Source organism: Streptomyces sp. TLI_55, from assembly GCF_900206255.1.
Classification (GTDB): domain Bacteria; phylum Actinomycetota; class Actinomycetes; order Streptomycetales; family Streptomycetaceae; genus Streptomyces; species Streptomyces aquilus.
The window spans coordinates 5,105,880-5,119,856 of the sequence record NZ_OAOJ01000001.1; the positions used below are offsets into that span (position 1 = coordinate 5,105,880).

General features: G+C 68.3%; 13 protein-coding genes and 1 tRNA gene. 5 read left to right on the top strand and 9 right to left on the bottom strand.

What is annotated here, in order from left to right; all coding sequences use genetic code 11:
- From CRP56_RS23440 to CRP56_RS23450, 3 genes are all read right to left on the bottom strand, one after another.
- Positions 1 to 74 (bottom strand) — tRNA-Pro (locus CRP56_RS23440).
- A gap of 42 nt (positions 75 to 116) precedes the next feature.
- Entirely contained in the window at positions 117 to 911 is a 795-nt protein-coding gene (locus CRP56_RS23445; RefSeq protein ID WP_097267021.1) for a Pr6Pr family membrane protein, read from the bottom strand.
- Between the two features lie 235 nt (positions 912 to 1,146).
- Positions 1,147 to 2,079: a metallophosphoesterase gene (locus CRP56_RS23450; protein WP_097267023.1), complete on the bottom strand. Its 933-nt coding sequence runs from the start codon at positions 2,077 to 2,079 to the stop codon at positions 1,147 to 1,149.
- Positions 2,080 to 2,179: 100 nt separating this feature from the next.
- Here CRP56_RS23450 and CRP56_RS23455 point away from each other — a divergent pair, with 100 nt between their 5' ends.
- The 3 genes from CRP56_RS23455 to CRP56_RS47680 all read left to right on the top strand — a co-directional run bounded on the left by CRP56_RS23455 (position 2,180) and on the right by CRP56_RS47680 (position 7,763).
- Positions 2,180 to 2,647, top strand: coding sequence for a GatB/YqeY domain-containing protein (locus CRP56_RS23455; RefSeq protein ID WP_097267025.1), 468 nt, complete (start codon positions 2,180 to 2,182; stop codon positions 2,645 to 2,647).
- Between the two features lie 392 nt (positions 2,648 to 3,039).
- Complete coding sequence (locus CRP56_RS23460) at positions 3,040 to 7,527, top strand: golvesin C-terminal-like domain-containing protein (RefSeq protein ID WP_143664931.1); 4,488 nt, start codon at positions 3,040 to 3,042, stop codon at positions 7,525 to 7,527.
- A 71-nt stretch (positions 7,528 to 7,598) separates the two neighbouring features.
- Positions 7,599 to 7,763, top strand: coding sequence for a hypothetical protein (locus CRP56_RS47680; protein ID WP_179851103.1), 165 nt, complete (start codon positions 7,599 to 7,601; stop codon positions 7,761 to 7,763).
- Here the strand turns inward: CRP56_RS47680 and CRP56_RS23465 are convergent.
- Entirely contained in the window at positions 7,753 to 7,977 is a 225-nt protein-coding gene (locus tag CRP56_RS23465) for a DNA-binding response regulator (RefSeq protein ID WP_257040919.1), read from the bottom strand. The two genes, CRP56_RS47680 and CRP56_RS23465, sit on opposite strands and share 11 nt — an antisense overlap.
- A gap of 288 nt (positions 7,978 to 8,265) precedes the next feature.
- Here CRP56_RS23465 and CRP56_RS23470 point away from each other — a divergent pair, with 288 nt between their 5' ends.
- On the top strand, positions 8,266 to 8,487 hold the full coding sequence (locus CRP56_RS23470) for a LuxR C-terminal-related transcriptional regulator (protein WP_097267029.1): 222 nt from the start codon (positions 8,266 to 8,268) through the stop codon (positions 8,485 to 8,487).
- Between the two features lie 66 nt (positions 8,488 to 8,553).
- Here CRP56_RS23470 and CRP56_RS23475 read toward each other — a convergent pair whose 3' ends face one another.
- The 5 genes from CRP56_RS23475 to CRP56_RS23495 all read right to left on the bottom strand — a co-directional run bounded on the left by CRP56_RS23475 (position 8,554) and on the right by CRP56_RS23495 (position 13,154).
- Positions 8,554 to 8,991 (bottom strand): hypothetical protein, encoded by a 438-nt coding sequence (locus CRP56_RS23475; protein ID WP_097267031.1) that lies wholly within the window; start codon positions 8,989 to 8,991, stop codon positions 8,554 to 8,556.
- 95 nt (positions 8,992 to 9,086) lie between these two features.
- On the bottom strand, positions 9,087 to 9,482 hold the full coding sequence (locus CRP56_RS23480) for a hypothetical protein (RefSeq protein ID WP_097267033.1): 396 nt from the start codon (positions 9,480 to 9,482) through the stop codon (positions 9,087 to 9,089).
- A gap of 43 nt (positions 9,483 to 9,525) precedes the next feature.
- Positions 9,526 to 10,155 carry a hypothetical protein gene (locus tag CRP56_RS23485; protein ID WP_097267036.1) on the bottom strand — a complete coding sequence of 210 codons (630 nt, stop codon included), beginning with the start codon at positions 10,153 to 10,155 and terminating at the stop codon, positions 9,526 to 9,528.
- A gap of 58 nt (positions 10,156 to 10,213) precedes the next feature.
- Positions 10,214 to 10,678 carry a transposase gene (locus CRP56_RS23490; RefSeq protein ID WP_179851104.1) on the bottom strand — a complete coding sequence of 155 codons (465 nt, stop codon included), beginning with the start codon at positions 10,676 to 10,678 and terminating at the stop codon, positions 10,214 to 10,216.
- Between the two features lie 190 nt (positions 10,679 to 10,868).
- Complete coding sequence (locus CRP56_RS23495; protein ID WP_097267040.1) at positions 10,869 to 13,154, bottom strand: transglycosylase domain-containing protein; 2,286 nt, start codon at positions 13,152 to 13,154, stop codon at positions 10,869 to 10,871.
- Positions 13,155 to 13,629: 475 nt separating this feature from the next.
- Here CRP56_RS23495 and wblA point away from each other — a divergent pair, with 475 nt between their 5' ends.
- Complete coding sequence (wblA, locus tag CRP56_RS23505; protein WP_179851329.1) at positions 13,630 to 13,968, top strand: transcriptional regulator WblA; 339 nt, start codon at positions 13,630 to 13,632, stop codon at positions 13,966 to 13,968.
- Positions 13,969 to 13,977: the final 9 nt, after the last annotated feature.

Here is a 13,977-nt window from a genome sequence, read left to right on the forward strand (position 1 = left end):
TCGGGGTGGCGGGATTTGAACCCACGACCTCTTCGTCCCGAACGAAGCGCGCTGCCAAGCTGCGCTACACCCCGATGTCGCTGCTGTTCCTGCTTGTCGCGGCGACGTCGTTTACTTTAGCCCACTGGTGGCTGGAGACGAAATCCGGTTTTCGCGCGGTGGTGGGCGCGGTGGCGGAGGGGGTTCGGGCGGATGTGGTCGAGGGCCACGAGGAGGACGGCGAGGGCGTAGAAGGAGAGGCCCAGGAGGAGGGCGTTGCCCAGGACGGTCTTGTAGCCGTGCAGGTCGACGTCCAGGAACGGGTAGAGGTAGCGGGCCGGGGTGCCGGGGACGAGCAGCTCACCCCGGGTGAAGGAGAAGGCCAGGTAGGCCAGGGGGAACAGGAGCCAGGTCGCCGCATGGCGCAGGCGCAGGCGGCCCGGGGCTGTCAGCAGCAGCCAGTCCAGCGTCGCCGCGATCGGCAGGGCCGTGTGCAGGGCCACGTTCGTGATCTTCGCCCAGCCCGCCGGGACGGCCGCGTCCGTCATTGAGAACGGTGTCGTCGTGTCCGCCAGCAGCAGGTGGTACACCAGGCCCGTGAGCAGGATGTAGAGGAGTGTCGCGCCCGTCAGCGCGGCCGGGAGTGGGCGGCGTGCGGTCCACGCCCTGCGGGCTGACGCCGCCGAGACCAGTGCCAGCAGGACGGCGCTCTGGATCGTGAAGTAGCTCAGGACGCGCGTCGGGCTGCCCAGGATCAGGTCGATCGTCACCGCCGCGGCGGCCGCGAGGGCGACCAGCAGGCGGTACGTCGCGGCCAGCGGGCGGCGTACGGGGGCCACCACCGCCGCGGCGGGGACGGGGGAGGGCAGCAGCGCGGGTGCACCCGGGACCGCGGGGAGGTCCGGGATGTCCCTGGGTATCGGGGCGGTCATGCCCTCACGCTAAGCACGGGTGGCAAAAGGGGCGATACGGGCGGGCCGTGCGGGTTAATCGGCCCCTCAGTCCCGCTCAGCCCCGGTCAGTAACGGCCCCTGCCCTCACCCTCGCCTCACCCTCGCCCCCGCGCTCGCTCCGCCAGATGACGACAGACCCCTCGGCCCACCACCCGGCCTCAGCCCTGCTCCCGCCCCACCACCCGGCGTAAGCCCTGCCGCCCCGCCGCCGGCCTCAGCCCTGCTCCCGCCCCACCAGTGTCAGCAACGTAGCCTCCGGCGGACACGCGAACCGCACCGGCGTGTACCGGTTCGTGCCGCAGCCCGCCGAGACGTGGAGGTACGACGTCCTGCCCTCCGCCGTGTGCGTCGACAGGCCCTTCACCCGGTCCGTGTCGAGGTCGCAGTTGGTGACCAGGGCGCCGTAGAACGGGATGCACAGCTGGCCGCCGTGCGTGTGGCCCGCCAGGATCAGCGGGTACGCGTCGGCCGCGTACGCGTCAAGGACGCGCAGGTACGGTGCATGCACCACGCCCATCGAGAAGTCCACCGCCGACGACGGGCCGCCCGCCACCTCCGCGTACCGGTCCCTCTTGATGTGCGGGTCGTCCAGTCCCGTCAGCTCCACCGACACGCCCTCGACCTTCAGCGTGCCGCGCGTGTTCGTGAGGTTGAGCCAGCCCGCCGCGTCGAAGCCGTCCCGCAGGTCCTCCCACGGGTTGTGGACCACGCTGACCGCGGGCGGGTTGCCGTTCAGGCCGTGCCGGCCGCTGGCCCTCTCCAGGAGGTAGCGGGCGGGGTTGCGGGGGCGCGGGCCGTAGTAGTCGTTGGAGCCGAAGACGTACGCCCCCGGGAACTCCATCAGGGGGCCCAGCGCGTCCAGGACCTCCGGCACGCCCTCCGGGTCCGACAGGTTGTCGCCCGTGTTGATCACGAAGTCCGGGCGCAGCCCCGCCAGCGATCGCAGCCAGCGCTGCTTCTTGCGCTGACCGCCGACCATGTGGATGTCGGAGACCTGGAGCACACGCAGGGGGCGCATGCCGGCGGGGAGGACGGGGACCGTCACCCGTCGCAGGCGGAAGGAACGGGCCTCGAACCCCGCCGAGTAGAGCAAGCCGGCGGCGCCAACCGCCGCCATTCCCAAGGGAACTCCGTATCGCGCGCGCATGCCTCCATCGTGTCAGACCGCGAGCGCCCCCTTGACCAGCAGACCGAGATCCCGTAAATGCACGGGCGTCCCGCGTCGTACACCTGCGAGAATCGGACCCATGACCACCACGCTCAAGTCGAAGCTGCAGGAAGACCTCAACGCCGCGATCAAGGAGCGCGATGAGCTCCGCTCCTCGACGCTCCGGCTGACGCTCGCCGCGATCACCAAGGAAGAGGTCGCGGGCAAGGAGAAGCGCGAGCTCTCCGACGACGAGGTCCTCAAGGTGATCGCCAAGGAGGCGAAGAAGCGCCGCGAGGCTGCGGACGCCTTCGCGCAGGGTGGTCGTGCCGAGAGCGCCGAGCGGGAGAAGGCGGAGGGCGAGGTCCTCGCCGAGTACCTGCCCAAGCAGCTGTCCGACGAGGAGCTGAACGACATCGTCGCCCAGGCCGTCGAGGAGGCCAAGGCCGCCGGCGCCGAGGGGCCGCGGGCCATGGGTGCGGTCATGAAGATCGTGAACCCGAAGGTCGCGGGCCTCGCCGAGGGCGGCCGCGTCGCCGCCACGGTGAAGAAGCTGTTGGCCGGCTGAGAAGCGCCACCGGTAAGAACACCCGTAAGCCCCGCACCCGTAAGCCCCGCACCCGAAAGCCCCGCTTCCCCCTCCCCAGGAGGGAGAGCGGGGCTTTCCGCGTTTCCCCCGTCCTTCTCCCGGGCCCTGGCGTAATGACGTCAATTCCCCTGCGTCCATTGAGGCGCCCGCGTCCCCTCTGATCGAATAACGCATCAACAAGGCCTGTATCAGCGGGGTTTAGCACCGCAGACCAAAAGCGCCCCACGCCGTCGCATCCCCCGTACGCCACACCCTCCCCCTCTCCCCATACGCACCCTCCCCCCAACTTCCGGCCCCACCCCGCACGTTCGCGGGCCGGACGATCCGTGCTGCCCAGGCACGCGTATCAGGACGCAGGAAAGGACGAGTGGTTGAGCCCCAGACAAGGACTCAGACGAGCAAGAGCGCCGCTGGCCCTCATGGCGGCGGGCGGGATCCTGGCCGGGTTGCTCCAGGTCACGGCGTCGGCCGAGGAGAACCCCGCACCCGGCGCCACCTCCCGAGCCGGTTCCCCGACCGAGCCGGGCCCGGACTCCGTGCCCCCAGGCGACCGTGCCGACGTGCTCGGTGACGACTACAAGTCGTCGACGGACATCGCCTGGACCACCACCGGTGACGCCCAGGGCTTCCATCTGCTGACCGCGACGGAGAAGAGCGGTTACGCCTGGAAGACGCTGGCGTCGCTGGCCGAGCCGGGCTTCGACGCGGACCAGTGGATCGGCAATGTGTGTGTCACCGGGTCGGGAAAGCGCGCGGTGGTCGTGTACGCGCCGCGCACGTTCACCAACGACCCGAAGCTGATGGCGCGCGGCGGTTTCACGGCCGTGGTCGACCTGGTCACCGGTGTGGTGACGAAGCTGAAGGTCAATGCCTCGCTGTCGTACTACAACCCGGGGTGCGGCACCGGCGAGACCGCGGTGCTGACGCAGTCGCCGGGTGAGGACAAGAAGCAGACCCGGCTGATCCGGGTGGACGCGGCAACGGGCAAGGCGGACAAGCCCGTTGTGGTGGCCGGACAGATCACCTCGGCCGTGCCGGGCGGCGGCGGGAAGATCGCCGCCGCGTCCGGGCGCACCCTGGTCGAGATCGACGGCAAGGGCCGTAAGAAGAAGCTCGCCACCGCGGGCACCGTGCCCTACCGCGTCAGCCGGGACGGCGACGGCGGTTATGTGTTCCTGGAGCGGGTGCAGCGCGACAGTCTCAAGGAGAACGAGACCGCCCTGGTGCGGCGTTGGGCCGGCGGCAAGGTCATGCGGCTCGGCGCGGGGCCGCTCGGTGACACCGGGCTGGCCCGGCGCGGTGGCCAGGTCTATCTCACCGGTGGGGTGAAGCCGGCGAAGAGTCTGCCGCGGACCGTCACCCGGCTGGCCGGGGCCGACAAGGACGCGATCCTCTCCACCAAGGGTGCCGCGATCGTCCAGCACACCGAGTGGGCGGACGGCAAGAGCTCGCCGAAGTACCTCCAGCCCGACTCGGCGCTCGACGCCCGTCCGGTGAACGTCACGGCGACGGTCCGGGACAGCGGTGAGCAGGCCGAGTTCGTGGTGACGCCGCTGAAGTCCAGGTCGGCGCAGTGGGAGACCTCACGCACGCCGTCGCCGCTGCTGGGCAGGGGCGCAAAAAAGGCGACCGCCGGTGAAGGCGGGATGCGCACCAACTCCCTTGCCACGCGGCCCCTTGCTGCCGACAACGCCGGCGAAGCCACCAACTCCCTTGCTGCCGACGACCCCAACGACGTCACCGGCACCCGCACCGAGGTCGTCGAATCGGAACGCACCTGTTCCGTGCCCCGCAACGACCCCCGCAACCAGGCGATGCAGCCCAAGCCCCGCCAGGTGGAGTGGGCCGTCGACAAGGCCGTCACCGGGAAGCTGAACCTCGGTGCGACCCGCGCGGCGAACTGGAAGAACCTCGGGATGCCGGCGTACGCGCCGCAGACCCTCTTCCCGAACCCGACCCTGGAGGGCGGCGGCCGGGTGCCGGCGCAGGTGCTGCTCGGCATCACCACGCAGGAGTCGAACATGTGGCAGGCCGCCCGTTCGGCGGTGCCCGGCGTCACGGGCAGCCCGCTGATCGGGAACTTCTACGGCATCGACTACTACGACGGCAACACCGACAACGACTGGGACGTCGACTGGTCCGGCGCCGACTGCGGCTACGGCGTCACCCAGGTCACCGACCACATGCGCCTCGCCGGCCGGGAGCACGGCAAGGGCGGCACCGCCTGGGACTACGACAAGCAGCGCGCCGTGGCCCTCGACTACGCCGCGAACATAGCCGCCGGCCTGCAGATCCTGGTCGGGAAGTGGAACCAGACCCGTAAGGCCGGACTCGTCGTCCACAACGGTGACCCCACCAAGCTGGAGAACTGGTTCTTCGCGCTGTGGGCGTACAACTCCGGCTTCTACGAGAACGTCAACGGCAACGAGCCCTGGGGCGTGGGCTGGGCCAACAACCCCGCCAACCCCGAATGGGACGCCGGTCGGATGCCGTTCATGGAGGACCGGCTCGGCAACGAGGACGCCTCGGCAGCCGCCCGCCCGCAGAACTGGCCGTACCCGGAGAAGGTGCTGGGCTTCGCCGCCCATCCGCCGTCCTTCATCGAGTCACCGGGCACGATGGTGGCCGCGTTCCGCGCCGCCTGGTGGAACGGCACCGGCGAGGACGCCACCGTCCAGGGCTCGGCCAAGTACAACCGTGCCAAGGTCAAGCCGCCGGAGGACCTGTTCTGCGGCCCGTACAACTGGTGCGAGCCGTCGAAGATCGGTGACGGCGCGCAGAACGAGCCGGGCGCGGGGCCCTGTACCCGTGACGACTTCAAGTGCTGGTACCACCAGTCCGTGAGCTGGAAGACCGACTGCTCGTACTCGTGCGGCAACGAGCTCTTCCGCTTCACCTCGCCCGACTACGACGCCGAGCAGGCGGACGGCACCGCCTACCCGCCCAAGTGCAGCCGCTCGGGGCTGCCTTCGGGCGCGATGATCATCGACGACCTGCCCGGCGGGACCCCGTCGGTCCGGCCCGGCTGCGCCAACAGCGACTGGACGAACCAGGGCAGCTTCTCGCTCGACTTCGGTGACGGCGAGGCGGGGCTCGCCCATGACGGGCAGACCATCTCCGCCGTCTGGCCGGCCAAGGTCGACCTGCACCAGCTCGGCGCCGGCTTCGGCGGGCACTTCTACTTCGGCCACGACCGCTCGCAGGGCGCCAAGGGCGAACGGCTGAAGATCACCGGCACCTGGACGCTGGGCCAGGCGGTCAACGGACCCGCGAAGATCTGGGTGCACCTGCCCGACCACGGCGCGCAGGTCAAGTACGCCGTATACAAGATCCACACGGCGAAGGGGGTCAAGACCCGGGTCATCAACCAGAACGGCAGCTCCAACCGCTGGGTGGCCCTCGGGGCGTTCATGTTCAACGACAAGCCCAAGGTCACGCTGTCGACCATCACGCAGGACGGCACCGGCGACAAGGACCTCGCGTACGACGCCGTGGCCGTGCAGCCGATCAGCGGGCGGTACGTGGAGCGGACCCTGACCGCGGCGGCGATCTTCGACGCCAACCAGAACCTCAACGGGAACCTTCCGGAGGAGTTCTACACGCCGCTGCGCAGCATGAAGACCCTGTACGACTGGGGCATGGGCCTGGCCTACCAGGGGCCGCGCTGGGACAACCCCGGGGCGGACACGGTCGGCATCACCGGCGCCGCGCGCTGCCCCACGGTCGTGCCCGTGGGCGAGTGCAGCGGGCAGCGGACCTATGACGCCGCCGAGAAGTGGTACAAGGACATCAAGGCGGGCGGCTGGACGCCGAGAGCCGACGGAACAGCGCCTTCCATGTCCATCCCGGTGTGGATGGCCATGTCCAACCAGCGGCCGGACGCGTCCCAGCCCGCGAGCGTGGCCCTCAAGGGCGACAACAGCTACAAGATCAAGAGTGATGTCGAGGTCAGCTTCATCGTCGACGATTCGACGGGGAAGATCGTCTCGGGGAGCGAGTCGGGTGACTACCAGGTCCGGATCGGCAACGCGCATCTGCCGCACTTCGTGACCGACATCATCCAGGCCATCGAGTCGGACTACGGCATCACCAAGCCCGACATCGACTACTTCACGCAGGACGCCCTCGAGTACGGCAAGGACATCACCGCCCATCCGTACACCGACGGCGACACCCCTGGGCAGGTGTTCTTCCCGCACTTCCGGGGAGCGCGGCTGAACTCGGACAACACCTGCGTGGACTTCCGGGCGGTCGGCGGCGGTGTGCACGGTTACCGGCCGATGATCGCCCACAAGTACATCAACGACAACGTCAAGGCGTGGGTGGACAAGGTAAAGGCCCATCCCGAGACCAACATCATGATCCGGAACTTCGCCGGTGACATCTATTCGATGTTCTTCAAGAACAGCGGGGACAACAACATCTTCGGCAGCCAGATCGGCAACGCCCCGCCGATCTGGCAGGACATCGCGGCGGCGTTCTGCGCGGACGGCAGCGTCAAGCCGACCCACCTCGTGGAGAACCGGGACGCGACGCCGGCCAACGGCATCGTCTGGCAGAGCTACATGCCCGACCTGTACCTGTATGTCGACGACCGGATGACCGACAACCTCGGCCGGCCGTCCAACACGCGGATCCGGTTGGGAGACTGGGGGAACTTCTCCAACGTTCCCGGCGTCAACAGCATCGGCGGCAACGCCTACGGGAAGTGCGACGCGACCGACCGCGGCAGCGGCGGCAACCCGTGGGCCATCGACGCGCCCGTGCCGATCGTCGGTGACGGACCCGGGGCACGTCCGGCCGGTGTCGTGCACTGCGACGCCGCGACCACGGGATTCCTCGACAACTACACGCCGTAAGGCGTAGGACCGGATGCGCCCGGGGCCGCTCTGGCGGCGGTCCCGGGCGCACTGACGGAAAGGAGCGGACCGTGGGTGCCGGCATCCTGCTCGTGCCGATGACCGTCTACGTGGTTCTCATGTCGCTGTTCTGCGTCAAGGTGGGCGACAGCAGCTCATGGAGGGTGGGCTGGCTGATGGCGGCCGCGACGGTGTTCCTGCCGCTCGGCCTTTTCGTGGCCTTCCTCATTCCCTAGCGGCCGGGGGCAGCAGGCCGAGTTCCTGGGCGCGGGCGCCCAGGGCCACCCGTCCGACGACGTCCAAGCGGTCCATGAGGCGCTGTACTCTGCGCTGCACCGTGCGGTGGCCCATCCCCAGGCGCCGCCCGATGGCGGCGTCGTTGAGCCCCAGGTACAGCAGGTTCAGAATTCTTCGGTCATCGATGTCGATGTGCGGCGTTTCGGCACTCACTTCAGATTCCGGCGTAATGGTCAATTCGCCCTCCCCTGAGTCGGCTCTGTGTCGACTGCGTGGCCAGTTTAAGAAGGGCCACTGACAACGGGCAGTCGAATAAATCTGGCCAAGGGGGCGTAAAGTCCCGGCAAACATGCACGTCAGGCTTCGGGTGGCGCAATTACGCCGCACCAAATGTCAGATTGGGTGCACCTGATCAACTTTGTACGTCTGGGGAGAGGGCGCAGGGCGACCTAGGGTCGTTCACAGGCGAACAGGTCGTTATGTGCTCATGGGGGGCCTCGGATGGATCATCCGCCGGTGATAGATGAAGTCGAGTTGCGCATTCTGCGGTTGTTGTGTGAAGGCCTGGGTGAGGCCGCCATCGGGCGGCGCGTGGGCCTCGGGCACCGCACGGTTCAGCGCCGTATGCGCAATCTGATGACCCGTTGGCAGGTCAACGGACGGGTCGCGCTGGGGGCTCGCGCCCAGGAACTGGGGCTGTTGTCGGCGAGCGGCAGGGGGTGAGCAGGCGACACCGAGGAAGGGGCCCGGCGGATGCCGGGCCCCTTCCTCGGTGTCAGCGTCGCACCGTCATCCGCAGTGGACTCGGTTCAGGCTCCGGCCCGCCCACACGCCGCCGTTGTCCTCGCCCCCGCCGAGGTCGATGCAGTGCCCGTTGGTCGAGGTCACGGACACCGGCCCGGCGTAGTACTTGTACGCGCCGGAGTCGGGCGGGTTGCTGCTGCTCCCGGAGATGTTGATGCCCACTTCCATGTAGTGGGTCGTGCCGTAGTACTTCTTCGCCAGCAGCACGGCACAGTTGGTGCCGCCGTTCGCCGAGGAGTAGTACAGCCGCAGCTGCCCCCACACCTCGCCGCTCGCGGGTGTGTTGTACGTGTCGATGAGCGACCCCGGACAGCCGTACTCGGCGGCTGCCTCAGGGGCGGCGAACGCGCCGGGGGCCGTGGCCATGCTGAGGCCGGTGAACGACAGTGCGAGCGCGGCCGTGATCGCGAGAGTTCTGCGCATGGTCCGTCACGCTTCCCTTCTTGTCCTTTTCAGGGGTGTGGGCTCTTGTCGTTTTCAGGGGCTCTTGTCGTTTTCAGGGGTGGGGGCGGCGAGGGTCAGGCGACACCGTGGCAGTTCGAGACGGCATTGGAACCGAAGTCGATTCCGCCCGTGGTGGTGCCGTCCCAGTTGCCGAGCCAGGCGTTGATGACGACGGACGTCCCCTCGGCGATGTCGAGGTCGACGTCGCGGACGCCGCCGTCCGCGCCCATGCGGTTCCAGTAGAAGTAGTGACCGTCGCCGTAGATCTCGATCCCGCCGATGGCGGAGTGCCCGTCGGCGTAAACGTCGTCGACCAGGAGATGTTCGCCGTACGCCTTGAACTGGGCCTTGGCGCCGCCGTTGTCGGAGTAGTCGGTACAGTCCGTCTCGGCCCCGGCGGTGGCGGTCATGCCGATGCTGAGCGCCGCCATGATCGGAAGTACGGCCGCGACGCGTGCGAGCTTGCGCATGGGAATACCCCTTGACTCTCTGGTGGATCCGTCGGTTTCTGGTTCAGCCCTGGTGGCAGGAGGCCGAGATCACGAGTCGTGGCCTCAGGTCCGCCGAGTAGGGAGTGCCGGCCGCGGGGGTCTGCCCGCAGACCTCGTAGGACCAACTCCGCTCCCTGGACGCGGCTTTGCCGCTGAAGTCCACGTGGATGCGGCGCGGTGCGTAGCCCGCCAGCACGAGCTGGTCGGTGGCCTTGCGGAGCTGTGTGCCCACGACGTTCGGCGTCGCGTCGGCTTGTGCGTCCGCTTTCGCTTCGGCGCCGACTTCTTCGGGGCAGGTCTCGGAATTCCGGACCGCGAAGAGGATCACCGCGCTGAGCTTCGGTTTCTCCTTCTCGAAGCAGACCTTGAATTTCTTCGCGTGGGCCGGACTCACATAGCGGTTCAGGCCGGTCGCGTCGCGGAGCGAAAACCCTTTTCGGTCGTCCGCTGTTTCCTGCATGGCGAGGTAGAGCGGGCCTTTGGCCGGATGGACGGGGGATTCGGTTTCCTCATGCGCCGCGACCGGCTTCCCGCGTTCTTCACCAGTCGCGCCCGAGCCGCACGCGGTGGCACCGGCCAGAATCGCCAGCACGGCCGCCGGGCCGGCCAGGAAACCGCGTATTCGCCTCTCGGAGATGTTCGGAAACCGCATGAATCACTCCTCCCCTCCTGCGCGTGATGGTCAGAGGATCATCGCGGCAATTGTGGAGTCAAGGGCATTGGCGATGCCCGAGTTGGGGGATTGCGGAGTAATTCTGTGACTTCGTGGCCGTCTCGCGTGGCGCGCTTTCGGCGCGTGTTGTCCGGTCGGCCGGAGCGGGTGCCTGCCCCGTCCGCACCCTCGCCGCCCGCACGATCACGGCGACCCAGTCGGACTCACCCGGGCCCGCCAGTCCGCCCCGTGCGCCGGGCCGGTGCAGCCGTCGCCACACATCGGCCTCCGTCCAGGCGGTGAAGCGGCGGTGCGCGGTCGCCGGCGCGACCCCGAGCCAGGGCGGCAGCTGCCGCCAGGCGCATCCGCTGGTCAGCACGTACACCACCGCCGTGAGCACCGCGCGCTCGTCGACGGGAGCGGTGCCCCCGCCCTGTCTGCGGGGTGCGAACGCCGGCAGCAACGGCTCGGCCAGGGCCCACAGTTCGTCGGAGACCAGTCGTCGGGAAAGATCGCCAGCCATGCGCACCATCGTCGTCGGCGCCACATGAGACGGCTACGGACCGGCCGAAGTTGTCGTAATCACGCCAGCACCGGAGGGCGAGGGCGGGGCGGGGGCGGGCATGAAGAAGGGGCCCGCCATGTCCCCCTGACGGGCCCCTTCTCAGGATCACGGTCGCCGGTGTCCCGGCCGGCCTGCTCGGCCGGGCTCCTTACCCGCGTCGGCCGCCGTTCCCGTTGCCGTTGTTCCCCTGGAACAGGTTCTCCGGGATGGAGATCGTCGGGTTCGGGAAGGTGCCGCCGTCACCGGTGCCACCGTTGTTGCCGTTCCCGTTGCTGTCTCCGTTGTTCCCGTCGCCGTTGCCGTTGCCGTTCCCATTGCCGTTCCCGTCCCCGTTGCCGTCACCGGGCTGCGGGTTGTTGTGCTCCGGGATCTCGACGTAGTTGAAGCCGGGGGCGTCCTTGCCCGCGAGGGCGCCGGTCATGGCGTCCTTCCAGATCGGGCCCGGGACCTTGCCACCGAAGACGAGGTCGTAGTACTCGCCGCCGATGGAGATCTGATGCATCTCGACCTTCTGGGTGGCGCTGCCGACCCAGACCGCGCCCGAGAGGTTCGGCGTGTAGCCGACGAACCAGGCGTTCTTGCGGGAGTCCGTCGTACCCGTCTTACCCGCGTTCTGGCGGTCGGTGAGGCCCGCCGTCTTGCCGGTGCCGGAGTCGACCACGCCCTTGAGGAGCTGGTTGATGGTGTCCGCGGTCGTCTCGGACATCGCGCGCGAGCAGGTCGACTTGGGGACCTCGAGCGACTTCTTCGCCTGGCCGACCTTCTGGGTGATCGACTCGATGGCGACCGGCGTGCAGTACATGCCGCGGGAGGCGAAGGCGGCGTACGCGCTCGCCATCGTCAGCGGGGAGATGCCCTTCGAGCCCAGGGCGATGGCCGGGACCTCGGGCAGCTTGTCGCCGTTGCCCTGGACGACCTGGAGCTTGTTGGTCATGTTGACCACCGGGCACAGACCGATGTCGGAGATCATCTGCACGAAGTAGGTGTTGACCGACAGCTCCATCGCCTTGCGCAGACGGAACGGGCCGCGCTCCGACTCCGACTCGTTCTCCAGCTTCTCGCCACTGGTGTTGACCCAGGGCTTGCTGTCGCAGGTCTGGACGGGGCTCGGGTACTCCATCTGGTACGGCGACGAGTACTCCTGGTCGGCCGGGCGGCCCTCCTCCAGCGCGGCCGCCGCGACGAACGGCTTGAACGTCGAACCCGTCGGGAAGCCGAAGTTGGAGCCGCCCATGCTGTAGTTGACCGAGTAGTTGATCACGGTCTCGTGCTGCTTGGCGTTGGTGCCGTACGGCTTCGACTGCCCCATCGCCACGATCTTGCCGGTGCCGGGCTCGACGAGGGTGGCCGCGGCGGCGACCTTGTCCGTCTTGTAGACGTGGTCCTTGAGGGAGGCCTGGACCGAGTCCTGCGCCTGTGGATCGAGGGTGGTCTTGATCGTCAGACCGCCCTGGTTCCAGATCTTGGCGCGCTCTTCCTTGGTCTTGCCGAAGATCGGGTCGGTGAGGAAGACGTTGCGTACGTAGTCGCAGAAGAAGCCGGCGCCGTCGACCGCGGTGATGCAGCCGTTGCGCGGCTTGCTGACCTTCAGGCCCAGCTTCTCCTTCTGCGCCTTGGCGGCCTCGGCCCGCGAGATGTCGCCGACCTCCGCCATGCGCTGGAGCACCACATTGCGGCGCTTGGTGGCCTCCGCCTCGTCGTTGACCGGGTCGTACCGGCTCGGCGACTGGACGATGCCGGCGAGCAGCGCCGACTGGGCGAGGGTGAGGTCCTTGGCGGACGTGGAGAAGTAGCGCTGGGCGGCGGCCTCGATGCCGTAGGCCTGCTGGCCGAAGAACGTGATGTTCAGGTAGTTCTCGAGGATCTTCTTCTTGCCCAGCTCCTCCTCGACCTGGATCGCGTACTTCAGTTCGCGGATCTTGCGGCCGATGGTCTGCTGGGTGGCCTGGGCGACCTTGGTGGGGTCGTCGCCCGCCTCCTCCACGAAGACGTTCTTCACGTACTGCTGGGTGAGGGTGGAGGCGCCCTGGGCCACCCCGCCGCTCTGGGCGTTCTGGTTGAGGGCGCGCAGCACGCCCTTCAGGTCCACCGCGCCGTGCTGGTAGAAGCGCGAGTCCTCGATCGCGACGATCGCCTTCTGCATGTACGGCGAGATGTCCTTGAGCTCCACCACCGTGCGGTCACGGGAGTAGACCGTGGCGATGGTGCCGCCCTTGGCGTCGAGGATCGTGGTGCGCTGGCTCAGGGGCGGCGTCTTCAGATTGGCCGGGAGTTCGTCGAAGCTCTCGACCGACCCCTTGGCCGCGAGTCCGAGCGCGCCGACGGCGGGCAGGGCGATGCCGGCCAGCACCGCACCGGAGAGCACGCTGACACCGAGGAACTTCGCGGCCTGCTGGGTGGCGGAGAGACCGCCACCGGAGCGCTTCTTCGACATGGGGGCAGCCTAATCCGTACTCATGAGCGTTCGACGAAGTGCACCGGCCGTTTCGAGCGCATGGCAAAGAGAGCACTCGCCCTTCTCATTCGCCGGACACGCGCGCAGGCCTTGGCCTAAGCTGCTCTCAACTGTCACAGCAGTGCGGCCACGTATCAATACGTCCGGCGACCCCGAATCGTTCCGGAGGTTCCCCGACTTTCTGGTGGGGGCGTGTCCGAAACCGCCTTGTGTGTCACCTGGTGCCCGTTGTGACTCAGCAGAACTGTCCCGCTTTGCCGGGATGGTCGCGCATGTCGCGGGCTCACTCCCCCGGGTGATCTGCCGCTTACGCATAGTCCGTTCGGGCCATTCAAGATTGGGCCCGAAGGGGGTGTTGCGCTGTGCCCACCTTCCGTAACGTCCTCAACTGGCGGCGGTGAATATGCCGCTGCCGCCGTGGGGGAGCCTCGATTCGGGAGAGGACGGCGCCGGTATGGGCTGGGTAACCGACTGGAGTGCGCAGGCGGCCTGCCGCACTACCGATCCGGATGAACTGTTCGTTCAAGGAGCAGCGCAGAACAGGGCCAAGGCGGTGTGCACCGGATGCCCGGTGCGGACCGAGTGCCTGGCAGATGCGCTCGACAACCGCGTCGAGTTCGGCGTGTGGGGAGGCATGACGGAGCGGGAGCGCCGCGCACTGCTGCGCAGGCGGCCGACGGTCACTTCATGGCGCCGGCTTCTGGAGACAGCGCGCCTGGAGTACGAACGAGGGGCCGGCATCCTGCCCCTCGACGACGACGAGGTGTACGAGAACTTCGCGGCGGTGGGCTGAGCCCCTCGG

What these genes read in the sequence shown, in the direction of transcription:
- CRP56_RS23445 (WP_097267021.1), bottom strand. Translation starts at nt 911, where the DNA reads ATGACCGCCCCGATACCCAGGGACATCCCGGACCTCCCCGCGGTCCCG.
- CRP56_RS23450 (WP_097267023.1), bottom strand. Translation starts at nt 2,079, where the DNA reads ATGCGCGCGCGATACGGAGTTCCCTTGGGAATGGCGGCGGTTGGCGCC.
- CRP56_RS23455 (WP_097267025.1), top strand. Translation starts at nt 2,180, where the DNA reads ATGACCACCACGCTCAAGTCGAAGCTGCAGGAAGACCTCAACGCCGCG.
- CRP56_RS23470 (WP_097267029.1), top strand. Translation starts at nt 8,266, where the DNA reads ATGGATCATCCGCCGGTGATAGATGAAGTCGAGTTGCGCATTCTGCGG.
- CRP56_RS23475 (WP_097267031.1), bottom strand. Translation starts at nt 8,991, where the DNA reads ATGCGCAGAACTCTCGCGATCACGGCCGCGCTCGCACTGTCGTTCACC.
- CRP56_RS23480 (WP_097267033.1), bottom strand. Translation starts at nt 9,482, where the DNA reads ATGCGCAAGCTCGCACGCGTCGCGGCCGTACTTCCGATCATGGCGGCG.
- CRP56_RS23485 (WP_097267036.1), bottom strand. Translation starts at nt 10,155, where the DNA reads ATGCGGTTTCCGAACATCTCCGAGAGGCGAATACGCGGTTTCCTGGCC.
- CRP56_RS23490 (WP_179851104.1), bottom strand. Translation starts at nt 10,678, where the DNA reads ATGGCTGGCGATCTTTCCCGACGACTGGTCTCCGACGAACTGTGGGCC.
- CRP56_RS23495 (WP_097267040.1), bottom strand. Translation starts at nt 13,154, where the DNA reads ATGTCGAAGAAGCGCTCCGGTGGCGGTCTCTCCGCCACCCAGCAGGCC.
- wblA (WP_179851329.1), top strand. Translation starts at nt 13,630, where the DNA reads ATGGGCTGGGTAACCGACTGGAGTGCGCAGGCGGCCTGCCGCACTACC.